We start from the raw sequence: 23,300 nt of genomic DNA, 5'->3' as shown, positions 1-23,300 counted from the left end.
GGATTCAGGTCAGGCCCGGCGTGAGCCGGATCAGCGTCGGCCCGTCGGCGGCAAGCGCGCGCTCGAGCGCCGGGGCGATCGCGTCGAGGCTTTCGGGCATCTCTGCCTCCGCCCCCCAAGCCCGGGCCAGCGCGCAAAAATCGGGGTTGCGCTGATGCACCGCACGCGGCGCGATCTGGGCTGCGACCATGCTGGCCTCGATCTCGCCCAGCCGCTCGTTGTCCCACACCACGAGCGGCAGTGGCAGGCCCAGCTCGACCGCCGTGCCCAGCTCCTGGATCGTGTATTGCACACCGTAATCCCCGGCGAGCGCCACCACCGGCACCTCGGGGCGGCCCACCGCCGCGCCGATCGCGGCAGGCAGCGCGTAGCCCAGCGTGCCGAAGCCAGAAGGGTGATGCCACAGCCTCGGCGCGGGCGCTGGCCAAGCCTCGACCGCCGCATAGGCGATCTGGGTCATGTCCGAGAACACCATCGCCTCCGGCGGCAGCGCCTCGCGCAGCGCGCCGATCACCGCCAGCAGCCCCGGCCTGTCGGCGTCGATCTCGGCGAACCAGCGTCGGCGCGCGGCGTCGATCCGGTCGGGCTGCCAGTCCGAGGCGGCGGCCCCCTGCCCCAGCGCCGCGCCGATCATCGCCAGCCCCGCCGCCGCATCGCCGGCAAGCCGCAGCTCGGACCGGGTGTCGGCGGCGAGGATCGCGGGATCGATGTCGAGCCGGATCACCCGCGCATGGTCGCCGAAGCCAGGCGTCTCGCGCCACAGATCCGTCTCGGACAGCGCGCAGCCCGCCACCAGCACCACATCGGCGCGGGCGATCTCGCGGGCGCTGTCGGGCCGGGCAAGAAAACTGCCGAAATGTAGCGGATCGCCCGGTGCGATGACGCCGCGCCCGGCGCTGGTCACGAAGCTCGCGGCCCCGAGCCGGGCCGCCAGAGCGCGCGCCTCGAGCGCAGCCCCCGTGGTGCCGCCACCGAGGATCAGCAGCGGCCGGCGCGCCTCGGCCAGAAGCCGCGCCGCGCGGGTGACGATACCGGGATCGGGGCGGCCTGGCGGTTGGGGCCGCACGGCGGGGGGTGCGGCGGGCGCGGTCGCCTCGAGCAGCGGGATCGGGATCTGCATATGCGCAGGCCGCGGGCGGCGCTCGGCAAAGCCAGCGAAGGCGCGATCGAGCAGCGCATAGGCGTGATCGGCGTCGCGCGCCTCCTCGGACCACGCAGTGACGGCGGCGGCGGCGCCGCGCTGGTCGCGCATCTCGTGCAGGCGGTGATCGGGCGGTCCGCCATTCGGAAGGCAGGAGGACAGCGCCAGCACCGCGACGCTGTCGGACCAGCTCTGGCCCAGCGGCGTCATCAGGTTGCACAGCCCCGGCCCCGAGATCACGCAGGCCACGCCGGGCCGCCCGGACGCGCGCGCATAGCCGTCGGCCATGAAGCCCGCGCCCTGCTCGTGGCGCGCCAGCACATGGCGCAGCCCCGCCTCATCGAGACCGCGGTAGATCTCCTGATTGTGGACGCCGGGGATGCCGAACACCACCTCGACGCCGCGCGCGGCCAACGCGTGGGCCAGCTGCACTCCAAGAGGGCGTCGGTCTTGCGGCATCACGATCTCCAGAACTCGCGGGTGACGACCACCAGCACCACCAGAAGCTCGAGCCGTCCGATGAACATGGCGATGGTGAGGATCCACTTGGACACATCCGGCAGCGGCTGGAAGTTGCCCGCAGGGCCGATGATCGGCCCCAGCCCCGGCCCCACATTGGCGATGGAGGTCGCGGCCCCCGACACGCTGGTGATGAAGTCGAGACCGGTCAGCGACAGCAGCACCGAGGTGATGCCGATCGAAACGATGAACACCACGAAGAAGGACATCACCGAGGACAGCACGTCCGGCGGCACCGGCCGCCCGTCATAGCGCGGCATGAAGACGCCGTGCGGCTGGTGGATCTTGCGGATCTGCGCCGCGATCGAGGCGAAGAGGATCTGGTAGCGGAAGATCTTGACCGAACAGGCGGTCGAGCCGGCGCAGCCGCCGATCAGCCCGATGAAGAAGAACATCGCCACCGGGAACGGGCCCCATGTCATGTAGTCGGCGCTGGCATAGCCGGTGCCCGACATGATCGAGACCACGTTGAACAGCGATTCGCGGAACGCGACCTCGCTGAAGCCATGGGTATAGTCGGCCAACGACAGCGCGATCAGCAGCACGCAGACGAGGATCGTCAGGAAGAAATCGCGCACCTGCGCGTCGCGCAGCAGCGGCCGCGCCTGACCGGCGGCGAGCTGCACGTAGCGCACGAAGGGCAGTGCCGCGAAGAACATGAAGACCGCGCCCACGTAATGCACCCCGGCCCCGTATTCGCCGAAGGAGGCGTCGGAGTTGGCAAAGCCGCCAGTGGCGATGGTGGTCATCGCATGGACGACCGCGTCGAAGGGCTCCATCCCGGTGGTGATGTAGGCCAGCATGCAGGCCAGCGTCATGCCCACATAGATCACCGCGATGCCGCTGGCGATCTCTGCGGCGCGGGGCAGGATCTTGCCCATGGTTTCGAAGGCCTCGGAGCGGAACACCTGCATGCCGCCCACCTTGAGTTCGGGCAGGAACACCATGGCAACGACGATGATGCCGATGCCGCCCAGCCATTGCAGGATGCCGCGCCACAGCAGGATGCCTTGCGGCAGATCGTCGAGACCGGTGAGCACGGTGCCGCCGGTGGTCGTGATGCCCGACATCGCCTCGAACACCGCGTCGGTGACGCTGCTGTCGGTGGCGCCGAGGATGAAGGGCAAGGCCCCGAAGCTCGGCAGCGAGATCCACACCGAGGAGGTCACCAGAAAGGTCTGGCGCAAGGTGAGCTTGGGCTTCACCCCGTTGTGGCACGACAGCGCCGTCAGAAGGCCGGTGAGCAGCGTCAGCACGGCGCTTTGGAGAAACACCGGCCAATGGCCGTTGCGTGCCCCGATATCGGCCAGCATCGGACCCAGCATGGTCAGACCCAGCACCGACAACAGAAGGCCGTTCACATATCCGACGGGGCGCAGGTCGATCATGCCGGAGCGTTGTCCCAGCCCCCTTGCCCTGTCAAGCGAAGGGCGCGGGCACGCTGCGGAACGTGGCGCGCCTGCCGCGGCGGCGGCAGGCGCGCGGCTTCAGCCGGCGTGAAGCAGGCTCGCGAAGAGCTGCGGATCGAGGCTTTCGTTGGCGAAGGTCGTCCCTTCGGTCAGCAGGCTCACCGCGTCGTGGCTGTGCAGGCTTTCCTGGTGGCTGGCCATCACGCGAAAATCGCCGATGCGCGGATCGGCCATGAGCTGCTCGGCAAAGAGCCGGGCCGCGTCCTCGACGAAGATCGGGTTGGCGGCGTTGAGCTCGGCGAAGGCCTGCTCGTCCTCGCGCTTGACCATCACCTGCGTCTCGGTCGGCACGGCGGCGCGGGCCATCTCGACCAGATCCTCGAACCACAGCACCGGGCCGGGCTCGGCCACGACCGAGAGCCGCGCGACGGACCGCTGCGAATGCGGCGTGGCGAGCTGGCCGCGAAACTGGCGCGCATGCTCGGAAAGTTCGAGAGAACACGGACAGGTCGAGGAATAGACATAATCGAGATGGATGATCTTCTTGGCCACACCGGCCTGTTCCACCAATTCGAGCGTGAGGTCGTAATATTGATAGCCCGAGAGCCCCGAGCGCAGCGAAGGGCGCAGCATCGGAAACCGCACGCGCATCTGGATGCGCGCGTCGAAGCTCTTGAGATCGGCGATGTAGTCGGCGAGCGCCGCCTCGATCACGTCGAAGGAGAAGGTCTTGTCGGCATGGCGGTAGAAGGACCGCATGATGCGCGACATGTTGATGCCCTTCTTCTCGGCCTCGAGGCTGACCGTGCCGGTCACACTGGCCTCGAGCGCGATGTCGTCGCCGTCGCGGGTGTGGAACTTGATCGGCAGGCGGAAGTTCGAGATGCCGACATGCTGGATCGCGCGCGCGGCGCCGCGGATCAGGCTGGAAGGACCGTTCTGCAGGTCGGGCAGCATCGCGCGGTAGGCGTCGTCGACGACGAAATCCTCCGGGTAGGCGCGCGCCAGCGCCGGGTAGTTCGACAGCTCCTGCCCCGGCACCAGCCGACCGATCAGCGGGTCGAGCGTGGCGACCTCTTCGGGCGTGGCGAGCGTGGCCCAGCTGCGCAGCAGGCGCAGCGCCGCAGCCGCGTCGTCGCGGTTCGGAACAGGGTGAGAATCATTGGAGCGATGCAGATCGCGGGTGGCTTGCGTCACGAGGGATATCCTCCGGTCGGGTCGACCCCCACCATATAGGAGGTCTGCGAGTGATGTTCAGGCCTGCCGCGATCTGCCCGGTCCGGTTTTCCGAACTCAGATGGCCGCGATGGCGTGTCTCAGATCCTCGATCAGATCCTCGGCATCCTCGAGCCCGACAGACAACCGGATCAGGCCCGGTGTGATTCCAAGTGCCGCTTTTTGTGACTCCGGCAACCTTTGATGCGTGGTCGATGCCGGATGGGTCGCGATTGACTTGGCATCCCCAAGGTTGTTCGAAATGATCACGATGTCGAGAGAATTCAGAAGCTTGAATGCAGCTTCTCGCGAACCTGCGTCGAAAACGACGACAGTGCCGCCGGCGCCCATCTGCCGCTGGACGAGGTCGTGCTGCGGATGGGTGGGCAGACCGGGGTAGATCACCTGGGCCAGTTTGCTTTCCTTCGACAGGGCCTGAGCCACGCGCCCGGCGCTTTCGGCCTGCGCGCGCACACGAAGCTCGATGGTCTCCAGCCCCTTGAGCATGAGCCATGCGCTGAAGGGCGAAAGCGAGCCGCCGGTGTGCTTCATGTAGGGCTCGACCACGCCGCGGATGTGCTCCTCGGTGCCGAGGATCACACCGCCCAGCGCCCGGCCCTGGCCGTCGATATGCTTGGTGGCAGAATAGACGACGACATCGGCGCCCTGGGCGATCGCCTCCGAATAGACCGGCGTGGCGAAAACGTTGTCGCAGACCACCTTGGCGCCGACGGCGTGGGCCAGCTCGGACACCGCGGCGATGTCGACCACCTCGAGCGCCGGGTTCGAGACGCTCTCGAAGAACACCGCCGCCGTGTCGGGGCGGATCGCGGCGCGCCACTCGTCGAGGTTCTTGCCGTCGACGAAGCTCACCTCGACGCCGTAGCGCGGCAGGATCTCCTCTAGGATGTAGAGGCACGAGCCGAATAGCGCCCGGCTCGACACGACGTGGTCGCCCGCCTTGAGCATGGAGGTCAGAGCGCCGTTGACGGCGGCCATGCCGGAGGCGCAGGCGAAGGCGGCGTCGGCCCCTTCGAGCGAGGCCAGCCGGTCCTCGAACATCTTGACCGTTGGGTTGCCGTAGCGGGCATAGATGAACTCGTCGCCCTCAATCTTGACGAAACGCTGCTCGGCGGCCTCGGCACTGTCATAGACGAAGCCCTGCGTCATGAAGATCGCCTCGCTCACCTCGCCATACTGGCTGCGGCGGGTGCCGGCGTGAACCGCGCGGGTGCGTTTGCGATATTCGGTCATGTCATGGCCTCCAGGCCGAGTTGTTCCGGGGCGGCACGGTCGGTCGCGGCACAGAGGCCGCGCCCCGGTCCGGACGCCGCTGTCTGACGTCGCGATAGCTGCCGGCCCGATCCCGGTCAAGCGTGGCACCGGCACGTCCCGCTCCGCCCCCGACCGGTCCCGCCTGCCCTGCCCGCTTGCATCCGCCGCGTGACATGCCAGTCTCGCCGGATCACCGCAGGAGGATCCTCGCCATGCCCGCCCCCATCGATCTGCATTACTGGCCCACTCCGAACGGCTGGAAGGTCTCGATCGCGCTCGAGGAGATGGGCCTGCCCTACGCGGTGCATCTGGTGGACATCGGCGCGGGCGATCAGCGCCGCCCCGAATTCCTTGCGCTGTCGCCCAACGGCCGGATGCCCGCGATCACCGATCCTGACGGCCCCGACGGCGCGCCGGTCTCGATCTTCGAAAGCGGGGCGATCCTGCAATATCTCGCGCGCAAGACCGGCCGTTTCTGCGGCGCGACCGAAAGGGCGCGCATCGCGGTGGACCAATGGCTGATGTGGCAGATGGGCGGGCTCGGGCCGATGGCCGGACAGGCGCATCATTTCCTGCACTACGCGCCGAACCTGACCCCGCCGCAGGACATCGCCTATACCAAGGACCGCTACAGGGGCGAGGTCGCGCGGCTTTACGGCGTGCTCGACCGGCAGCTCGCCCGCGCCGAGTTCGTGGCAGGCGACGACTATACCATCGCCGACATGGCGGCATTTCCATGGGCCCGGCTCTGGGCGCGTCAAGAGCAGAAGATCGAGGATTTCCCGCATATGACAAGGTGGCTCGACACGCTGGAGACCCGCCCGGCCACCGCGCGCGGCGTGGCGCTGCATCTCGACAAGAGGCAGGGCACGGCGGACCGCGACCAGCAAAGGCACATGTTTGGCCAGCGTTAGGAAACGACCCCGGCGGCCCCGCGCATGCGCGGGGCTACCTTGTGCCTCAGAGACTCGAAATCCGAGGGGCTATTTCTCGGGCTCGATCATGTAGCGCTGCAAGGCCGCGATCTGCAGCCACAGGAACACGAAGAGCGCCGCCGGAAAGGCGAAGGTCTCGAGCTTGACCCAAAGCTCCTCGGACTGGGTGCGCCAGATGATCTCGTTGGCCACGGCGAGGGCCGCAAACATCATCGCGAGGCGGCGGGTGAGCAGCAGCCAGCCCTCGTGGCGCATCGGCAGCGCCTCGCCCATCACCCATTCGAGCCAGCTCTTCCGCAGCAAGAGCCCGATCGCGAGGATCGCGGCGAAGAGGCCATAGACGATGGTGGTCTTCATCATGAAGAACCGCTCGTCGTTGAACCAGGCGGTGAGGCCGCCGAAGAAGATCACCATGAAGGCGGTGAAGACCTGCATCCGGCTCAGCGCCCCGGTGAGCACCCAGAGCGCACCCATGGCGGCGAGCAGGATCGGGATGAAGATCAGCGTGGCGAGGATGAAACCCGAATATTCCGTTCCCGCGATCACGAAGCTGTCGTCCTTGATCCTGAGATAGACTAGGAAGAAGGCCAGCGTCGGTCCCAGTTCCAAAGCCTGCTTGAGCCAAGGGCTGATGTTGCGTTGCGCCATTTCCGGTCTCCCCTATGGGCGCACCGCGCCCGCTGTCGGGCCTGACATACGCGTTACACCCCCTTTGGACCAGTCCCCGGCGGCTTGGCACCGGGCCTGGAACACGGCGCGGTGATGCGCCGTTGTCACGCAAACGACCAAGGGAGACCCTGATCCATGCTCGAAGCGCTGCAAGCCGATCTCGCCACCGGGTTTCGCTCCACCGGCCCGTGGGTCGCGGCGATGCGGCTCATGGCGGCGATCGTGCTGACCGGGATCATCGGGATCGAGCGCGAATGGCGAGGCAAGCCCGCGGGACTGCGTACCCATATCCTCGTGGGGCTCGCCGCAGCGCTTTTCGTGATGCTGGGACAAGAGGTCACGCAGCTCGATTTCGGCGGCACCGACGACAAGCGGATCGATCCCTTGCGCCTGATCGAGGCGGTGACCTCGGGCGTGGCCTTCCTCGCGGCGGGCATCATCTTTACCTCCAAGGGTGAGGTGCGCAACATCACCACTGGCGCGTCTCTCTGGCTCGCGGGGGCCGTGGGTCTGGGCTGCGGCGCGGGACAGATCCCGCTTGCCGCAATGGCCAGCGTGATGGTGGTCGTGGTGTTGATGCTGCTGCGCGAGGTCGAGCGTCTGCTCGGCTGGCACGACTAGGCCAGCTCTCCTTCCGCGCCCGTCAGCGCGCGGGCGAACTCCTCGGGGTCGAAGGGCGCGAGATCGTCGATCTGTTCGCCCACGCCGATGGCATGGATCGGCAGGCCGAAGCGGTCCGCCAGCGCCACCAGCACGCCGCCGCGCGCGGTGCCGTCGAGCTTGGTCATCACGAGGCCCGACACGTCGGCGATGTTGCGGAAGATCTCGACCTGGCTCAGCGCGTTCTGCCCCGTGGTGGCATCGAGCACGAGAAGCGTGTTGTGCGGCGCATCCGGGTCCTTCTTGCGGATCACCCGGACGATCTTCGACAGCTCCTCCATGAGATCCTGCCGGTTCTGCAACCGTCCGGCGGTGTCGATGAGCAGCAGATCCGCGCCATCGGCCTGCGCCTTCGTCATGGCGTCATAGGCGAGGCTCGCGGGGTCGGTGCCCTGCGGTGCGGTCATCACCGGCACGCCGGCGCGGTCGCCCCAGATCTGCAGCTGTTCGACGGCCGCCGCGCGGAAGGTGTCGCCCGCGGCGATCACCACCGATTTGCCGGCCTCGCGGAACTGGGAGGCGAGCTTGCCGATGGTGGTGGTCTTGCCCGAGCCGTTGACGCCGACGACCAGCACCACCTGCGGCGTCTTGGCATAGATCGGCATGGGCCGGGCGACCGGCTCCATGATGCGGGAAATCTCGCCTGCGAGCAGGTCCTTGATCTCGGGTACCGAGAGTTTGCGGCCCATACGCCCCTCGGCGATGTTGGCAGTGACGCGCAGCGCCGTCTCGACGCCCATGTCGGACTGGATCAACAGCTCTTCGAGCCGCTCGAGCATGGCGTCGTCAAGCTCGCGGCGCGGTGCCGTATCGCCGCCTCTGCCGAACAGGCGGCCGATCAGGCCGGGCTTCTGCGCGGCGGGTTCGGGTGCCGGTTCGGGATCGCGCTCCTCGCGCACCGGTGGCGCGGTGGGCGTCACCGGTGCGGCGGGCATGCCGGGGGTCACCGGCGGCGAGACGGGCGGCACGGCGTCGGGCATGACGGGACGCGGGCCCGCGGGGGCGCTGGGCTCGGGGTGCCGCTCGGGTTCCGGTTTGGATTCGGGGGCGGGCTGCGGCTCCGGAGCGGAGGGCGCAGGATTTGGTTCGGGGATCGGCTCGGCAGTCGGTTCGGGCGCGGCGGTCTCCTGCGGCGCGGCGCTGTCGGCCCCCTCCTCGACGATCTCCTCGAGCCCGCGGTCGAGCTTGGACGACGAGGTGAAGAGTCGGTCTTTGAGTTTTCCGAAAAAGGACATGCGCCGCCCGGTCCTGCTGTCTTTGATGTTACCTCCTTCACCTAACCCTTGCGAGGGGTCTTGGAAAGGGAGGGGCGTCCGCGCAAGGATGCCCTGCCCACCGCCTTCGAGGTCGTCATGCCGTTCGCCTTCGCCACCGCCACGCTGCTGCCGCTGCCGCTGATCGCGGCGGCGATGGTATGGGGCGGGATCTGGGCGCTGGTCGCGCCGCTGGCGCTGACTCTTCTGGCGGCCACGCTCGACGAGATCGGCGCGCGGCTCGCGCCGCCGCGCCCGGGGGCGGAGTTCCCGGTTTCGGGCGCGCTCTCGACGGCGATCGGGTGGGCGCATTTCGCGGTGCTGGCGGGGGCTGTCTGGGCGCTGGCGGGCGGCTGGCTCGGAGCATTGGAAAAGGCCGCGGTCTTCGCCGCCGCCGGGCTCTGGCTCGGTCAGGTGAGCAACGCCAACGCGCATGAGTTGATCCACCGCTCCGCGCGAGGGGCGCGCAGGCTCGGGGTCGCGGTCTATGTCTCGTTGTTGTTCGGGCATCACGCCTCGGCGCATCCGCTGGTGCATCATGTCCGGGTGGCGACCCGCGACGACCCGGCCACCGCGCGGCGCGGCGAAGGGTTCTGGCGCTATGCGCCGCGCGCTTGGCGCGGCGGGTTCCGCGAGGGGTGGCGCGCCGAGACGGCGCGACGGCGCGCGGGCGCGCGCGGGACGCACCCTTACCGGGTCTATGCGGGTGGCGCGGTGCTGGCGTTCGGGGCCTCGCTGCTGCTGGCCGAATGGGGCGGGGTCGCCGCGCATCTGGCTCTCGCCGGATTCGCGCAGATGCAGCTGCTGCTGTCGGACTACGTGCAGCACTACGGTCTGGAGCGGGCGCGGCGCGGCGATGGTCGCCCCGAACCGGTGGACGCGCGGCACAGCTGGAACAGCCCGCATCCGGTCTCCTCGTGGATGATGCTGAACGCGCCGCGCCATTCGGACCACCACGCACGCCCCTCCCGGCCCTACCCCGCGCTCGATCTGCCGCAGGCGGCACCGATGCTGCCGCGCAGCCTGCCGGTGATGGCCTGCCTCGCGCTGTGGCCCCGCGCATGGCGACGGGTGATGGACCCGCGCGTGGCGAAATGGCGCGCAGCGGAGCGGAAGGGGCTGGCGGCGGAGGCGGCGGAGTGAGAGTGTGGGGCATGACCCATTCCCTTCTCAGCGCGCCATTGGCCCTCACCCTTCTGCTCTCACTGACCTTGGCCGCGCCCTTGGCCGCGCAGGAGCGCACACCGCTCGGGGCCGAGGAATTCCAGAACCGGGTCGAAGGCCGCACCCTGACCTATGAGAGCCAAGGCCAACCCTATGGCAAAGAGCGTTACGGCCGCGACCGGCAGGTGACGTGGTCGTTCCTCGACGGGCGCTGCCTCAACGGGACGTGGTATCCCAACGCGGGCGCGATCTGCTTTGCCTATGAGGACGGCACCGGCCCGGAATGCTGGCGCTTTTACGACGAGGGCGGGCGGCTCAGCGCCGAGTTCATCAACGACCCCGCGACGCCGCAGCTCTACCAGACCGACGAGAGCACGGCGCCGCTGTCGTGCCAGCCCGAGGTCGGCGTCTAAAGAAGGGTCCCCTGTTCAGGCGGCGGCGCGGGCTTGGCGGCGCGCTTGGGCTTGCCTCCCTGCCCGACCTGCATGCGCCCGTCGCGGAACTCGATCTCCAGCGTCGCGGCCGCTTGGGCCGCCGCGACGTCGGTGACCACCGCGCCGTCGCCGCGCACCACGGCATAGCCGCGCGCCAGCGTCGACTTGTAGCTCAGCGTATCGAGGAGGCGCGCCAGCGCCACGAGGCGGTCGCGCCTCTTGTCGAGGGGTCGCTGCACCAGATCGGGGCGCAGCCGTGCCGCGATCTGGCCAAGCGTCCGACGCTCCTGTTCGACCGCGCGCCGTAGCGCCGACGGCCCGAGGCGCAGCCCCTGAAGCAAGAGCCGCTTTTGCGCCAGCCCCGCGCGATGCGCCCCCGGCAACCGCGCCGAGGCGGCGTTCAAACGGTCGCGCCCACGTTCGACGGCGCGGGTGACGAGGCCGGGGCGCAGCGGATGGTTCGACAGCTCGATCCGCTTGCGCGCAATGGCGGCGCGCAGCGCGCCCGGCAGCCGGGTATCGAGCGCGTCGAGCCGCTGCGCGGGCCCCATCAGCAACGCTTCGGCACGCGGCAGGGCGCGCGACAGGTCGCGCAGCCGCTCGCCCCGCCTGTCGAGACCCGCGCGCGAGCATTGCTCCAGCCGCGCGCCGAACTGCGCCAGCGTGGCCCGAAGCTCGGCCCGGACCGGCACCGCCATCTCGGCGGCAGCGGTGGGCGTGGGCGCGCGCCGGTCGCTCGCATGGTCGATCAGCGTGGTGTCGGTCTCGTGGCCCACCGCCGAGATCAGCGGGATCGCGCTCTCGGCGGCGGCGCGCACGACGATCTCCTCGTTGAAGCCCCACAGATCCTCGATCGAGCCGCCACCGCGCGCGACGATCAGCAGGTCGGGACGCGGCAGCGCGCCGCCCGCGCTCATCGCGTTGAAGCCGCGGATCGCGGCGGCCACCTCGGCGGCGGAGGATTTGCCCTGCACGGCGACGGGCCAGACCAGCACCTCGCGCGGAAAGCGGTCGCGCAGCCGGTGCAGGATGTCGCGGATCACCGCGCCCGTGGGTGAGGTCACGACGCCGATCACCTCCGGCAGATACGGGATGGGCCGCTTGCGCCCCTCGTCGAACAGCCCCTCGGCAGCAAGCGCCTGCCGCCGCTTCTCCAGCATCGCCATCAGCGCGCCCGCGCCTGCGGGCACCACCTCCTCGACATTGAGCTGGTAGCGCGACTGCGATCCGAAGGTGGTCATGCGCCCGGTGGCGATGACCTCCATCCCCTCCTCGGGGCGATGCGACAGCTTGGAGACCTGTCCCTTCCAGCTGACGCTGGCCAGGACCGAGCGGTCGTCCTTGAGGTCGAAATACATGTGGCCGGTGCGCGCGACGGTGACGCGGCCCACCTCGCCGCGCACCCGGACATGGCCGAATTCGCCTTCGATGGTCTTCTTCACCGCACCCGAGATTTCGGACACGGTGAACTCACGCGCGTTGTCGCCCGCCTCGGGGCCGTCATCTTCGAAGAGGTCCATGCGCACTGTGTGCACCAGCGCGCGGGGCGGTTCAACGGGCGGCGGTGATTGCCCCCCGGCCCCGGCGCGCATAGAAGCGCCCCGACGGCAGGCTTTGGCGGGAGACGCGACCATGAACATCCTCATCCTCGGGTCCGGCGGGCGCGAACACTCCATCGCCTGGGCGGTGCTGCAGAACCCGAAATGCGACCGGCTGATCGTGGCGCCGGGCAATGCCGGGATCGCGCAGATCGCCGAATGCGCCGACCTCGACATCCTCGACGGCGACGCGGTGGCGGGCTTTGCCGCCGAGAACGCGGTGGATCTGATCATCATCGGCCCCGAGGCGCCGCTGGCGCTCGGCGTGGCCGATGCCTGCCGGACGGCGGGGCTGCGGGTGTTCGGCCCCTCGGCCGAGGCGGCGCGGCTCGAAAGCTCCAAGAGCTTCACCAAGGCGATCTGCGACGCAGCCAAGGCCCCGACCGCCGGCTATGCGCATTTCACCGATCTCGACGCCGCGCGCGCCTATCTTGAAACGCGATCGATGCCGATCGTGATCAAGGCCGACGGCCTTGCCGCTGGCAAGGGCGTGGTCGTGGCGATGGAGCGCGACGAAGCGGTCGCGGCGCTCGAGCACATGTTCGGCGGCGAGTTCGGCGCGGCCGGCTCGGAGGTGGTGATCGAGGAGTTCATGGAGGGCGAGGAGGCGAGCTTCTTCGTGCTGGTGGACGGCGAGACGGTGCTGCCGATCGGCACCGCGCAGGACCACAAGCGCGTAGGCGACGGCGACACCGGCCCCAACACCGGCGGAATGGGCGCCTATTCGCCCGCGCCGATCCTCGATGAGACGGTCGCGCGCAAGGCGCTCGACGAGATCATCCGCCCGACGATGCACGAGATGGCCCTCCGCGGCACGCCCTATTCCGGCGTGCTCTATGCCGGGCTGATGATCCGGCACGGCCAGCCGCGGCTCGTGGAATACAACGTCCGCTTCGGCGATCCCGAATGCCAGGTGCTGATGATGCGGCTCGGGGGGCAGGCGCTCGACCTGATCCAGGCCTGCGCCGAGGGCCGACTGGACGGCGTCGAGGCGCAATGGGCCGAGGATCACGCGCTGACCGTCGTGATGGCGGCCAAAGGCTATCCGAACAGCTACGAGAAAGGCTCGCGCATCCAGGGTCTCGACGCGCTTGAGGAAAGCTCTTCGGCCATGGTGTTCCACGCGGGCACGGCGGCGAAGGAGGGCGGCATCGTCGCTGCCGGCGGGCGGGTGCTCAATGTCACCGCGCGGGGCGAGACGCTCGCGCAGGCGCGCGAGGCGGCCTATGCCATGGTCGAGGCGATCGATTGGCCCGAAGGATTCTGCCGCGGCGATATCGGCTGGCGGGCACTGCCCGGGACGATCTGACCCCGCCGGAAACCGGCCAGTCCGCGCCGTACGCATTCGAACGACAAAGCCACCAGGGCACCGCGTCGTCTCTACGCGGTGCCCTTGGCAACTTCGCTCTGAAAATACTCGAGATCCGGCGCATCGGCCTGGCGCCACGCAAAAGGGCCGCACCATCGGCGCGGCCCTTCTCGTCGCTTTGGCGTCTCGATCAGGCGGCGGCGGCGCGGCTCACCAGCACGCCGTCGATCTCGCGGGCGGCGGCGGCTTCATCACCACCGGAAACGGCAGCGATCTCGCGGATCAGCCGCTCGAGCGCGGCCTCGTAGAGCTGACGCTCGGAATAGGATTGTTCGCGCTGGTCGTCGGCGCGGTGCAGGTCGCGGACCACCTCGGCGATGGCGATGAGATCGCCCGAGTTGATCTTCTGCTCGTATTCCTGGGCGCGGCGCGACCACATGGCCTTCTTGACCTTGGCCTTGCCCTTGAGGGTCTTCATGGCGTGGGCCACGACGTCGGGCGAAGACAGCGACCGCAGGCCGGCCTCGGTCGCCTTGTGCGTCGGCACGCGCAAGGTCATCTTGTCCTTCTCGAACGAGATCACGAAAAGCTCGAGCGACATGCCCGCCACTTCCTGCTCCTCGATCGAGACGATCTTGCCGACGCCATGCGCCGGATAGACGACGAAATCATCGGGGCGGAATTCGTTCTTCTTCTTGCTCATGACGTCCTTCCTGAACGATCCCAGCAGGTGAGCGGCGCGCGAAAGGCCCGGCAAACCGAAGGGTTCGTCGGGGGCGCGGACGGCCAGATGGGATCTAGGTTTGCAGCAGCATTACCAGATCAATATATCACAAAAATGCCCCCCAAGGAAGCGTCCCGCGCGCATTGCGGCGAAACGCCTTGAGGACAAGACGTTTTGGTCAGGGTCGCGTCGTCATCCGGCCGCGTGGGGCGAATCAGCCGCCTTCGCCGGGGGCCTCGGAGAACATTTCCATCTTGCCCTCCTTGCCGTCCATCTCTTCCGCGCTCGGCAGCGGATCCTTCTTGGTCACGATGACCGGCCAGATCTCGGAATACTTGCGGTTGAACTCGACCCATTTCTCGACATCCGGTTCGGTGTCGGGGCGGATCGCGTCGGCCGGGCATTCGGGTTCGCAGACGCCGCAGTCGATGCATTCGTCGGGATGGATGACGAGCATGTTCTCGCCCTCGTAGAAGCAGTCGACGGGGCAGACCTCGACGCAATCCGTATACTTGCAGGCGATGCAGTTGTCCTTGACGACATAGGTCATTGGCGGGCCCTCGATGCTTGTTGCGGCCTAGCTAGAGCAGTCCGCAGGGTCATTCAAGCACCCCCGGCCCGTCGCCTACCTCTCACCGGGTCCCCCATCGGGTCGATGATCGGCCCCGCGATCGGGCTGCCCATCATCGGCCGGCGCGGCAGGCGGATCAAGATCGTCGTAGAAACCGCGCGCCTCGGAGGCCGGGCCGCGCCGTTCGCCCAAGGCGAGAACCCGCACGACCCTGATCAGCCCCGCCTGCGGAAAGGTCAGCACATCCCCCGGCCCCACCCCGCGCGAGGCGCGCGCGGCGGGCTGGCCGTTGACGCGCACCCGGCCCTTGGCCACCAACGCCGCGGCGAGACCACGGGTCTTGAAGAACCGGGCCTGCCAGAGCCATTTGTCGAGGCGCAGCGTCTGGCGCGGCGCCTCTGCGGGGGTCGTGTCGCCCTTTCTCAATCGCGCTTGAAGCCCGCGAGCGCGGCGGCGAAGGGGTTGTCGGGATCGATCTTCTTCTCGCGCGACGGCTGCGATGAGAAGTTGCGCGGGCGCTCGTCTCGCTCGGGCTTGGGGCCACGGCGCTTGTCGCCCCGACCTTCGCCACGGCCTTCGCCTTTTCCGTTGGGCTTGCCGCCGGGCTTGCCCTTGGCGCCGCGCGGGGCGTCGCCCCGGTTGCCTTCGGGCCTTTGGCCCTGACCGCCCTGCCGGCGGCCCTTCTGACCCTCACCGCCCCGGCGCTGCCCGCGCCCGGCCCAAGTAAAGGTGTAGAAGGTTTCCGTCTCGGCGGGCTCGGCGGTCGCGGTCACATCATGCGCGACCTCGGGCGCGGTCTCGCCCACGGCGATGGTGCCGGGCGGGATCTCGGTCGGGGTGCCGGCAGGGATGCCCACGGGCGGATCACTGTCGGGCATTTCGTCGGGTGCGGGCGGGGGGCCGCGATCGGGCGTGCCGCCCGGTACCTCGGCGGGCGCGCTGTCGGGCTCGGTGCCCGGCACGTCCGTCGGGCTCGCCGGCGCGTTGTCGGGCCGCTCGGGCATCTCCGGCGTCTCGTCGGGAAGATCCGGCTGCTCGGGCGCGTCGGGGGGCGTGATGCCGGGCGCATCGGGCTGGGCCGGAGTTTCGGGCGGCGTGTTGCCGGGCACGTCGGGACCCTCGGGCGCGGGCGGCGTGGCGTCAGGGGTCTCGCCCGGCACCTCTTCGGGCGCAGCGGCCTTGGCGGGCTTGGCCTTGGGCCGCTCGCCCTTCTCGGCCTTGTAGCCCAGACCCGACATCAGCTCGGCGAACTGCTCGAGCGTGAGACCGGTGATCGACAGCATGTCGGGCACCGCTTCGAAGCCGCCCTTGCTGTCGCGGTCGCGCAGCATGTCGGCCAGACGCTCCAGCATGTCGATGCGGATCGCGCGCTCACCCGCGGCGCGGTAGCCCGCCATCGCGTAGTAGCCCGGCGCCGCGCCGCGCGTCGCGGGCACAGTGACGAGGCCCGGCGGCGGCGTCTCGGGAAACTCCTGCAGGTTCTTCGACAGCGCCCAGAGCACGAGGCGGATGCGCGTCGGCGCGGGCTTCAGCAGCGCCGGCATGAAGACGGTAAACTGGCCGAAACGGATGCCATGCTTGCGCAACGCGCCGCGTGCTTCCTGATCGAGCGCGCGCACCTCGTCGGCGATGTCGCCGCGCGGGATGACGCCGAAATTCTCGACCATCCGGTAGGCAAAGCCCTTGGCCTGCCCGGTCAGCGTCTCGTCATTGCCCAGCGCCAGCAGCGGCTCCTGCGTGGCGGCGACCTTGCGGTCGATGAAATGCTGCAAGCGGCGCTTCACCTTGTCGGTGATCTCGGGACCGGCCTCCTCGTCCACATAGGCCGCGACCTGCGGCTTGAACGGATCGGCGCCGGAGACGAGCTTGCCCACCGCAGAGGAGCCCCACATCAGGCCGCCCTGCTCGGTCACGTCGATCTCGGTATCGGGCGCGTTGTAGAAGCGGTCCGCGCGCAGGTGGAACTGCGGCGCGAGCGCCTTGTCCGCCGCCTGCCGCAGCGTCTTCGCCTCGTCCGGGCTTCCGGCCTTGTCGGCGCGGAAGCGGAAACCTTCGAGCCGCCCGACGTACTCGCCCTCGACCGTCACGTCGCCGTTGTCTGTCACTTCGGCCACCATGACCTCCTTCTGCTTGAGTCGCCGGGCCAGAACGCTGGTCCGCCGATCCACGAATCTTTGCGTCAGCGCGCCGTGCAGCGCATCCGACAGGCGATCTTCTACTCCGCGCGTCACGTCGCGCCAATGGCTTTCGTCCCCGACCCAGCCCTTGCGCTGCGCGACGTAGGTCCATGTGCGGATATAGGCCAATCGTTTCGACAACGCATCGATATCCCCGTCGGTGCGGTCGATGCGCTCGATGCGCTTGGCGAACCAGTCGTCGGGGATGCGGCCGCGATCCTGAAGATGCGCGAAGATCTGCCCGACCATGTCGGCATGCTCGCCCCGGCCGATGCCGCGAAAATCGGGCAGACGGCAGACATCCCACAAGAGCCGCACCGAAGAGCCGTCATGCGCCCGCGCGGCGATCACCGGATCGGCGGCGAGCGATTTGAGCGCGGCGAGATCGTCGCTTTCGCGTACCCGGCCGAGCCACGGGTTGTTGGTGCGTTGCTCCAGCGTCTGGATCAACCGCTTGAGTGAGCCGAACTGCAGCTCGGAGTTGCGCCAGAACAGCCGGGTGACGGGCCGGAACTGGTGGTTCTCGATCGCCTCGATCACCTCGTCATCGAGCGGCTGGGCCTCGCCGGTGACGCCGAAACTGCCATTGGTGCGGTGCCGGCCCGCCCGGCCCGCGATCTGTGCCAGCTCGTCGGGAGCGAGATGGCGCATCTTGTGGCCGTCGAACTTCACCAGTGAAGAAAAGGCCACATGGCCGATGTCGAGGTTGAGCCCCATGCCGATGGCGTCGGTGGCGACGAGGTAGTCGACATCGCCGTTCTGGTACATCTCGACCTGCGCGTTGCGGGTCCGGGGCGAGAGCGCGCCCATCACCACCGCAGCCCCGCCCTTCTGGCGGCGGATCAGTTCGGCGATGGCATAAACGCTGTCGACCGAGAAGCCGACGATGGCCGAACGTTCGGGCATGCGGCTGAGCTTCTTCGAGCCCGAATAGCTCAGCGTCGAGAGCCGGTCGCGGCGGATCGTTTCGGCCTCGGGCACCAGCGAGCGGATCGCCGGACCCATCGTCTCGGAGCCGAGAAACAGCGTCTCGTAACGACCGCGCGCGCGCAAGAGCCGGTCAGTGAAGACATGGCCGCGCTCGGGATCGGCGCAAAGCTGGATCTCGTCCACGGCGAGAAAATCGGCGTCCATCTCGGGCATCGCCTCGACGGTGCAGACCCAATAGGCGGCGCGCGGCGGCACGATCCGCTCCTCGCCCGTCACCAGCGCCACCACCGAAGGGCCGCGGGCCTTGACGATTCGGTCATAGACCTCCCGCGCCAGAAGCCGCAGCGGCAGGCCGATGATGCCTGAGCGATAGGCTAGCATCCTCTCGATCGCGTAATGCGTCTTGCCGGTATTTGTGGGGCCGAGCACGGCACCGATGCGCGAGGGGGTCATGGGGGGAGGTCCTGTATCGCCCTTGGGGCGTGTAAGTTCAGAGCGTGCGGCCGCCAAGCATGATGTCGAGGCGCTGCGCGGCGGCGAGGGCCTCGCTGTCATGCGGCGTCAGGGCGAGCACCCGCCCCCAGACCTCGCGCGCGGCCTCGGGGCGGCCCATTTCCTCAAGCAGCGCGGCAAAGCCCTGCAGCGCCCCGAAATGACGCGGCTCGCGCTCCAGCGCCGCGCGCAGATCCTCGATCGCGGGGCCGGTGAGACCGGCGACGTAATAGGCATTGGCGCGCAGCACATGCGCCTCGGCCAGATCGGGGGCGTGGTCGATGGCGGCGGTCAGATGCTCGATCGCGGCCTGCATGTCGCCCTCGCCCAGCGCGGTGCGGCCCCGCTCCACCAGCAGGTCGATCGCGGCGGAGCCGCTGCGCGACCAGGCCTCGCGGATCCCGGCCGCCAATTCGGGCGTTTGCTCGGGACTGGCGCCCTGAAGCTCATCGAACAGGCGCTCGACCTCCGGATCGGCCTGCGCATGCCCGAAGGTCACGAAGGACAGGCCGAAGGCCAGTGCCGCGAGGACAGGTTTGAAGGGAAGAATTCTTGCACCCATAGTCCATAGTGTAGGGGCGCGCCTGCGCCGAGACCAGAGGTTGCCCCATCACAAGGACCAGATCGGCGGCCATCCCGGTCGCCGCGAACGCGAAGGACGACGCTATGAGTGAGTTGGTGAGCCAAGCCGTGACGGCGCTCAACGCAAAGATGGACGGGCAAGGCCTCGATGGTGGTCCCGCCAAGTTCGTGATCGCGGACGAGGGTGCGATCATGATCGACGAGAACGGCGCGCGCGAGGGAGACGAGCCCGCCGAGGTGACCCTCACCGCCGAGGCCGAGACGTTCCAGTCGATCCTCGAGGGCGATCTCGACGCCACGGCGGCCTTCATGCAGGGCAAGCTTTCGGTCGATGGCGACATGGGCCTCGCGATGAAGCTGGCGGCGGTCCTTGGCTGACGGCGCGGGCCGCCCTGCCGCACCGTTCTTTGCGGAGGTGGCCTGCGGCCCGGCGGCGGCGCATTGGATCGCCGCTGCCGACGGGGTGCGTCTGAGGGCCGTGCACTGGCACGGCCCTCAGACGCCGAAGGAGCCGGTGAAAGGCACGGTGCTGATCCTCACCGGGCGCACCGAATACGCCGAAAAATACGGTCGCATCGCCGCCGATCTGGTGGCGCGCGGCTTTGGCTGCGCGACGCTCGACTGGCGCGGACAGGGGCTGTCGGACCGTGCGCATGACGACGCGATGCGCGGCCATGTCGATAGCTTTGCCGAATATCAGGACGATCTCGACGCGCTGATCGCGCATGTCGATGCGCTGGGCCTGCCGGGGCCCTACCACATGCTGGCGCATTCCATGGGCGGCTGCATCGGGCTGCGCGCGCTGTTGCGCGGCGCGCCTTTTGCCACCGCCTGCTTTACCGCGCCGATGTGGGGCGTGCTGATGCGCCCGACCTTGCGGGTCGCCGCATGGGGGCTGAGCAGCGCCTCGCGGCTGGTCGGTCTGTCGCACCTGCCCTCGCCCGGCCGCTCGGCCACGCTCGAGGACGCGGCCGAGGCCGCCGAGGCCAACATGCTGACCCGCGACGTCGAGAGCTTCGACTGGGTGCGCCGGCAGGTCGAGGCCCATCCCGAGCTCGGCCTCGCCGCCCCGTCGCTGCACTGGCTGCACGAGGCGCTGCATGAGACGCGGGCGCTGTCGCGGCTGGCCTCGCCCGACCTGCCCTGCCTGACCTTGCTTGGCGACGAGGAATGGGTGGTCGATTCGAAGCGCATCGGCGACCGGATGGCCCGCTGGCCCGGATCGGAGTTCGAGGTGATCGCGGGCGGACGGCACGAGCTTTTGATTGAGGATGCGGCGACGCGCGGCGCACGGATCGACCGGATCACGGCGCATTTCGCGCGGCAGGCAGGATCTTAGGCTATTCGGCCGCCCCGAGGTGCCCGACCGATGGCAGATCCTCTCCCGACACCGGAAGGCGGGAATGGGCCGGGTGCCCGCCCGCCACCGTGTCGTGCAGCCGCTCCGACGGATCGCGCCCGACAATGCGCCGCCCGCGCGACAGGAACAGCTTGTTCCAGCCGCGCCATGTGCTGACCGAGGGCGCCCCGGCATCGACGGGAAAGCGGTCGCGCCAGCCTTCGGGCAGGCTCAGGCCGCAACTTTCCAACCGCTCCAGCATCCAGACCAGCGGAATATTGGCGAGCGGCCGACTTTCGAGCGCGTCGCCTAGCTGACCGCCGATGTCGCCATGCGTGCCACGAAACCAGACCTGTTCGAGATGCCCCGAGAACCCTTCGGGCGTTACCCACAGCACCGGCTCGTAAGCGTGGCGCGTCTCATCGAGCGCCAGCGCGTGAAACCCATGCAGCACATGGCTGCCGAGCCGGTGGTCGTGGAACATGTGATTGGACCGGGAATGGCGCCACGCCCCCGGCAGCCGCAGCCCCAGAGAGGCCACCGTGTCCCATACGCCCACGGCCTCGATCTCCACATAGTCGTGGCAGTGCAGCCGCGCGAAGGCGCGGGCGGCCTCGCTGGGCTCGGGACCGCGATGGCGGTAATAGCGATAGGCGTCGCGCACGTTACGCTCGGTCGCCTCCTCGGCGCGCAGAAGACCGACCCGGCTGATCACCCCCGCAAGCGAGCGCACCGCATAGGCCCCGCGCGAGTAGCCCACGAGGATGATCGTGTCGCCGGGGCGAAACCGTGAGGCGAGCACGCCATAGGCGCGCCGGATCAGCCGGTTGATGCCGCGTCCCATCATCACGTCGAGCGTCTCGGCCCAGCTGCCCCACTGGATCCCCGCCTCGTAATGCACGGTCAGGTTGGCGTGCCGCCCGCTTTCGCGCAACAGCTTGTAGGTCAGCCCGGCATTGGTCTCGAACCCCGCCCTGAGCGTCGACATGGTGCCGTCGAGGATGATGACATGGGTGGCGGCGCCACGGGCGCGGGGCTGGCCCTCGGCCTGCCGGGGCCTGCGTCCGACCAGTCCGAGCAGCCAGTCACGAACGCCCATCCCGGCCTCTCCCGTCTGCCCCGACCGTGCCTGCCCTGTCCGCCCGCCGCATCCCGATCCTTCCGCCGTTAACCTTTACCCTAAGGGACGAGCCGGGTCTGTCCAGAGCCGTGACACCAGTCCCTTTTCATATGTGCCATATCCGTTGAAACAGGTGGTTACCCCCACGAGATAGGCGCCCGCCGAACGAAACAGCAGCCAGTCACCCTCCTGCGCGCAGCCTGGCAGGCACGTCTGGCCCGGCAGCCGATCGAGGCTGTCGCAGGTCGGGCCGAACAGGGTGAAGGGCATGGTCGCCTCGGGCGCGCGGCGGTCATGCGCGATCAGGTCCACGCGTGGCACGCCGATCGAGGGGCATTCCGACAGTCCGCCATAGGTGCCGTCGGCCAGATAGAGCGCCGCCCCGCGCCGTGCCTTGATCGGCACGGCATAGACCATGGCGTCGGCCACCAACGCGCGCCCCGGCTCGCAGACCAGAGCGGGCGCGCCGTCGAACGCGGCATGCGCGCGGCCGATCGCCGCGAAGATGGGGGCCAGTTCCGGCTCCGCCCCGTCGCGCCCCGAGGGAAACCCGCCGCCCACATTGAGCCGCGCCAGACGCACAGCGGCGGCGCGGGCCAGCCTGTCGCAGGCTGCCATGTAGGCGGTCCAGGCGTCGGGATCGGCGCATTGCGTGCCGACGTGAAAGGTCATCGAGACGCGCAGGCCCAGCGCGGTCGCGCGCGTCAGAAGCGCCAGCGCCAGATCGGGGGCCGCGCCGAACTTGGTGCCGAAATCATAGGCAGCACCCGCCACCGGAAGCTTCACCCGCACCGCGACCTCCGTGCCCGGTGCCACACCGCAAGCTGAGAGCTTGTCGAGTTCGCCCATGTCGTCCACCGACCACGAAGCCACCCCGGCCGCGATTCCCGCGCGGATCTCGGCGCGCGACCGCACCGGGTTATGGTAGTGCAGCACGGCTTTGGGACACAGCCCGCGCAGCAGAGTCATCTCGGCGGGCGACGCTACGTCGAAGCCGCGCATTCCCCCGGCCGCGAACTGGCCGATCACGCCCGGATCGGGGTTGGCCTTGACCGCATAGGTCACCTCGCCCGGAAAACCGTGGCGGAACCGGTCATGCCGCGCCGAGAGCGCCTCGGGGCACGCGAGCAGCACCGGCGCGTCGCCACCATACCGGGCGAGCCAGTCCCGCGGCGTCTCGGCGATGCGCGTGTCGGCGGTTTCGGGAAGGGGGATCGGGGTTTGCAGCATCAGGGGGCCTCCTCTTCTCCATGCTGCGCCCCCGCCCCGCCGGACCCTAGCGGCGATGCGCGCGATATGTCTCGACCTGCCGGCAGATCGACGGCAAGATCGACGATATGGCCGAACGAGACCCGACAGATGCCCGGCTGATCGCACTTTTGAGCGAGAACGCTCGCGCGCCTGTCGCGCATCTGGCGCAGCGGCTCGGCCTCGCGCGCTCCACCGTGCAGGCCCGGCTCGACCGGCTGGAGCGATCGGGGGTGATCGCGGGCTATACGCTGCGATTGTCGCCGCAGGCGCGCGGCGGCATCTGCGCCACAGTGCTGGTGCAGATGACGCCTGCGCGGCAGGCTGCCGTTCTGGCGGGGCTGAAGCGGCTGCCCGAGGTCGAGACGGTGCACACCACATCGGGGCGCTTCGACCTCGCCTGCCGGCTGCGCGCGGACACCACCGAGGCGCTGGATGCGGCGCTCGACCGGATCGGCGCGCTCGATGGGGTGAAGGCGACCGAGGCGCTCATTCACCTGAGCACCCGCATCGACCGGGGCTGATCCCTTTTCCTC

The 23,300-nt window shown here is 69.1% G+C and carries 22 protein-coding genes; 8 read left to right on the top strand and 14 right to left on the bottom strand.

What is annotated here, in order from left to right:
• Positions 1 to 4: 4 nt before the first annotated feature.
• The 4 genes from ACJASC_RS06220 to metZ form a co-directional block, all read right to left on the bottom strand.
• Positions 5 to 1,600 carry a thiamine pyrophosphate-binding protein gene (locus ACJASC_RS06220; protein WP_415144448.1) on the bottom strand — a complete coding sequence of 532 codons (1,596 nt, stop codon included), beginning with the start codon at positions 1,598 to 1,600 and terminating at the stop codon, positions 5 to 7.
• Positions 1,600 to 3,048, bottom strand: coding sequence for a TrkH family potassium uptake protein (locus ACJASC_RS06215; protein WP_415144446.1), 1,449 nt, complete (start codon positions 3,046 to 3,048; stop codon positions 1,600 to 1,602). The genes ACJASC_RS06220 and ACJASC_RS06215 overlap by 1 nt, the downstream gene beginning before the upstream one ends.
• Before the next feature lie 99 nt (positions 3,049 to 3,147).
• Complete coding sequence (gene folE2 / locus ACJASC_RS06210; RefSeq protein ID WP_021692105.1) at positions 3,148 to 4,266, bottom strand: GTP cyclohydrolase FolE2; 1,119 nt, start codon at positions 4,264 to 4,266, stop codon at positions 3,148 to 3,150.
• A gap of 96 nt (positions 4,267 to 4,362) precedes the next feature.
• On the bottom strand, positions 4,363 to 5,538 hold the full coding sequence (metZ, locus tag ACJASC_RS06205) for an O-succinylhomoserine sulfhydrylase (protein ID WP_415144443.1): 1,176 nt from the start codon (positions 5,536 to 5,538) through the stop codon (positions 4,363 to 4,365).
• Positions 5,539 to 5,771: 233 nt separating this feature from the next.
• Here metZ and ACJASC_RS06200 point away from each other — a divergent pair, with 233 nt between their 5' ends.
• A complete protein-coding gene (locus ACJASC_RS06200; RefSeq protein WP_415144441.1) occupies positions 5,772 to 6,473 on the top strand; it encodes a glutathione S-transferase N-terminal domain-containing protein in 702 nt (233 codons plus the stop codon).
• Between the two features lie 69 nt (positions 6,474 to 6,542).
• Here the strand turns inward: ACJASC_RS06200 and ACJASC_RS06195 are convergent, their stop codons facing one another.
• Entirely contained in the window at positions 6,543 to 7,142 is a 600-nt protein-coding gene (locus ACJASC_RS06195; protein ID WP_415144439.1) for an inner membrane-spanning protein YciB, read from the bottom strand.
• Between the two features lie 156 nt (positions 7,143 to 7,298).
• Between ACJASC_RS06195 and ACJASC_RS06190 the strand changes: the two genes are divergently transcribed.
• Positions 7,299 to 7,784 (top strand): MgtC/SapB family protein, encoded by a 486-nt coding sequence (locus ACJASC_RS06190; protein ID WP_021692109.1) that lies wholly within the window; start codon positions 7,299 to 7,301, stop codon positions 7,782 to 7,784.
• Here ACJASC_RS06190 and ftsY read toward each other — a convergent pair.
• Positions 7,781 to 9,058, bottom strand: a complete 1,278-nt coding sequence (ftsY, locus tag ACJASC_RS06185) for a signal recognition particle-docking protein FtsY (protein WP_415144437.1) — start codon at positions 9,056 to 9,058, stop codon at positions 7,781 to 7,783. The genes ACJASC_RS06190 and ftsY overlap by 4 nt on opposite strands.
• A gap of 60 nt (positions 9,059 to 9,118) precedes the next feature.
• On the opposite strand from ftsY, the gene ACJASC_RS06180 reads away from it, so the two are divergent.
• Both ACJASC_RS06180 and ACJASC_RS06175 read left to right on the top strand, forming a co-directional pair.
• Entirely contained in the window at positions 9,119 to 10,219 is a 1,101-nt protein-coding gene (locus tag ACJASC_RS06180) for an alkane 1-monooxygenase (RefSeq protein ID WP_415144435.1), read from the top strand.
• Positions 10,220 to 10,230: 11 nt separating this feature from the next.
• Positions 10,231 to 10,653 (top strand): hypothetical protein, encoded by a 423-nt coding sequence (locus ACJASC_RS06175; RefSeq protein ID WP_415144433.1) that lies wholly within the window; start codon positions 10,231 to 10,233, stop codon positions 10,651 to 10,653.
• Here ACJASC_RS06175 and xseA read toward each other — a convergent pair.
• On the bottom strand, positions 10,650 to 12,194 hold the full coding sequence (gene xseA / locus ACJASC_RS06170; RefSeq protein WP_415144431.1) for an exodeoxyribonuclease VII large subunit: 1,545 nt from the start codon (positions 12,192 to 12,194) through the stop codon (positions 10,650 to 10,652). The genes ACJASC_RS06175 and xseA overlap by 4 nt on opposite strands.
• A 112-nt stretch (positions 12,195 to 12,306) precedes the next feature.
• Between xseA and purD the strand changes: the two genes are divergently transcribed.
• Positions 12,307 to 13,581, top strand: a complete 1,275-nt coding sequence (gene purD, locus ACJASC_RS06165) for a phosphoribosylamine--glycine ligase (protein WP_415144429.1) — start codon at positions 12,307 to 12,309, stop codon at positions 13,579 to 13,581.
• Between the two features lie 190 nt (positions 13,582 to 13,771).
• Here the strand turns inward: purD and ACJASC_RS06160 are convergent, their stop codons facing one another.
• From ACJASC_RS06160 to ACJASC_RS06140, 5 genes are all read right to left on the bottom strand, one after another.
• On the bottom strand, positions 13,772 to 14,284 hold the full coding sequence (locus tag ACJASC_RS06160; protein ID WP_021692114.1) for a CarD family transcriptional regulator: 513 nt from the start codon (positions 14,282 to 14,284) through the stop codon (positions 13,772 to 13,774).
• Positions 14,285 to 14,519: 235 nt separating this feature from the next.
• Complete coding sequence (gene fdxA, locus ACJASC_RS06155) at positions 14,520 to 14,855, bottom strand: ferredoxin FdxA (protein ID WP_021692115.1); 336 nt, start codon at positions 14,853 to 14,855, stop codon at positions 14,520 to 14,522.
• A gap of 75 nt (positions 14,856 to 14,930) precedes the next feature.
• A complete protein-coding gene (locus ACJASC_RS06150) occupies positions 14,931 to 15,302 on the bottom strand; it encodes an RNA-binding S4 domain-containing protein (protein WP_415144426.1) in 372 nt (123 codons plus the stop codon).
• Complete coding sequence (locus ACJASC_RS06145) at positions 15,299 to 18,436, bottom strand: helicase-related protein (protein ID WP_415144424.1); 3,138 nt, start codon at positions 18,434 to 18,436, stop codon at positions 15,299 to 15,301. The genes ACJASC_RS06150 and ACJASC_RS06145 overlap by 4 nt, the downstream gene beginning before the upstream one ends.
• Positions 18,437 to 18,473: 37 nt before the next feature.
• Positions 18,474 to 19,037, bottom strand: a complete 564-nt coding sequence (locus ACJASC_RS06140; RefSeq protein ID WP_415144422.1) for a tetratricopeptide repeat protein — start codon at positions 19,035 to 19,037, stop codon at positions 18,474 to 18,476.
• Positions 19,038 to 19,141: 104 nt separating this feature from the next.
• Here ACJASC_RS06140 and ACJASC_RS06135 point away from each other — a divergent pair, with 104 nt between their 5' ends.
• Positions 19,142 to 19,435 carry an SCP2 sterol-binding domain-containing protein gene (locus ACJASC_RS06135; protein ID WP_021692119.1) on the top strand — a complete coding sequence of 98 codons (294 nt, stop codon included), beginning with the start codon at positions 19,142 to 19,144 and terminating at the stop codon, positions 19,433 to 19,435.
• Positions 19,428 to 20,396 (top strand): alpha/beta fold hydrolase, encoded by a 969-nt coding sequence (locus ACJASC_RS06130; protein ID WP_045319505.1) that lies wholly within the window; start codon positions 19,428 to 19,430, stop codon positions 20,394 to 20,396. Before ACJASC_RS06135 ends, ACJASC_RS06130 begins: the two co-directional genes overlap by 8 nt.
• A 1-nt stretch (position 20,397) precedes the next feature.
• Here the strand turns inward: ACJASC_RS06130 and ACJASC_RS06125 are convergent, their stop codons facing one another.
• Both ACJASC_RS06125 and ACJASC_RS06120 read right to left on the bottom strand, forming a co-directional pair.
• The gene (locus tag ACJASC_RS06125) at positions 20,398 to 21,495 is read right to left on the bottom strand and encodes a DUF2235 domain-containing protein (protein ID WP_415144419.1); all 1,098 of its coding nucleotides are present in this window, start codon (positions 21,493 to 21,495) and stop codon (positions 20,398 to 20,400) included.
• A 75-nt stretch (positions 21,496 to 21,570) separates the two neighbouring features.
• Positions 21,571 to 22,746: a type III PLP-dependent enzyme domain-containing protein gene (locus ACJASC_RS06120; protein WP_415144417.1), complete on the bottom strand. Its 1,176-nt coding sequence runs from the start codon at positions 22,744 to 22,746 to the stop codon at positions 21,571 to 21,573.
• Positions 22,747 to 22,853: 107 nt separating this feature from the next.
• On the opposite strand from ACJASC_RS06120, the gene ACJASC_RS06115 reads away from it, so the two are divergent.
• Complete coding sequence (locus tag ACJASC_RS06115) at positions 22,854 to 23,288, top strand: Lrp/AsnC family transcriptional regulator (protein ID WP_415144415.1); 435 nt, start codon at positions 22,854 to 22,856, stop codon at positions 23,286 to 23,288.
• Positions 23,289 to 23,300: the final 12 nt, after the last annotated feature.

Source organism: Limimaricola cinnabarinus (assembly GCF_047631075.1).
GTDB lineage: Bacteria > Pseudomonadota > Alphaproteobacteria > Rhodobacterales > Rhodobacteraceae > Limimaricola > Limimaricola cinnabarinus.
Note: the sequence above shows the minus strand (reverse complement) of the source record. Positions and strands in the feature narration are given on the sequence as shown.

Excerpts from the sequence above, each read along its gene's own strand:
- ACJASC_RS06220 (WP_415144448.1), bottom strand. The coding sequence starts at position 1,600 with ATGCCGCAAGACCGACGCCCTCTTGGAGTGCAGCTGGCCCACGCGTTG.
- ACJASC_RS06215 (WP_415144446.1), bottom strand. The coding sequence starts at position 3,048 with ATGATCGACCTGCGCCCCGTCGGATATGTGAACGGCCTTCTGTTGTCG.
- metZ (WP_415144443.1), bottom strand. The coding sequence starts at position 5,538 with ATGACCGAATATCGCAAACGCACCCGCGCGGTTCACGCCGGCACCCGC.
- ACJASC_RS06200 (WP_415144441.1), top strand. The coding sequence starts at position 5,772 with ATGCCCGCCCCCATCGATCTGCATTACTGGCCCACTCCGAACGGCTGG.
- ACJASC_RS06195 (WP_415144439.1), bottom strand. The coding sequence starts at position 7,142 with ATGGCGCAACGCAACATCAGCCCTTGGCTCAAGCAGGCTTTGGAACTG.
- ACJASC_RS06190 (WP_021692109.1), top strand. The coding sequence starts at position 7,299 with ATGCTCGAAGCGCTGCAAGCCGATCTCGCCACCGGGTTTCGCTCCACC.
- ftsY (WP_415144437.1), bottom strand. The coding sequence starts at position 9,058 with ATGTCCTTTTTCGGAAAACTCAAAGACCGACTCTTCACCTCGTCGTCC.
- ACJASC_RS06175 (WP_415144433.1), top strand. The coding sequence starts at position 10,231 with ATGACCCATTCCCTTCTCAGCGCGCCATTGGCCCTCACCCTTCTGCTC.
- xseA (WP_415144431.1), bottom strand. The coding sequence starts at position 12,194 with ATGGACCTCTTCGAAGATGACGGCCCCGAGGCGGGCGACAACGCGCGT.
- purD (WP_415144429.1), top strand. The coding sequence starts at position 12,307 with ATGAACATCCTCATCCTCGGGTCCGGCGGGCGCGAACACTCCATCGCC.
- ACJASC_RS06160 (WP_021692114.1), bottom strand. The coding sequence starts at position 14,284 with ATGAGCAAGAAGAAGAACGAATTCCGCCCCGATGATTTCGTCGTCTAT.
- fdxA (WP_021692115.1), bottom strand. The coding sequence starts at position 14,855 with ATGACCTATGTCGTCAAGGACAACTGCATCGCCTGCAAGTATACGGAT.
- ACJASC_RS06145 (WP_415144424.1), bottom strand. The coding sequence starts at position 18,436 with ATGACCCCCTCGCGCATCGGTGCCGTGCTCGGCCCCACAAATACCGGC.
- ACJASC_RS06140 (WP_415144422.1), bottom strand. The coding sequence starts at position 19,037 with ATGGGTGCAAGAATTCTTCCCTTCAAACCTGTCCTCGCGGCACTGGCC.
- ACJASC_RS06135 (WP_021692119.1), top strand. The coding sequence starts at position 19,142 with ATGAGTGAGTTGGTGAGCCAAGCCGTGACGGCGCTCAACGCAAAGATG.
- ACJASC_RS06125 (WP_415144419.1), bottom strand. The coding sequence starts at position 21,495 with ATGGGCGTTCGTGACTGGCTGCTCGGACTGGTCGGACGCAGGCCCCGG.
- ACJASC_RS06120 (WP_415144417.1), bottom strand. The coding sequence starts at position 22,746 with ATGCTGCAAACCCCGATCCCCCTTCCCGAAACCGCCGACACGCGCATC.
- ACJASC_RS06115 (WP_415144415.1), top strand. The coding sequence starts at position 22,854 with ATGGCCGAACGAGACCCGACAGATGCCCGGCTGATCGCACTTTTGAGC.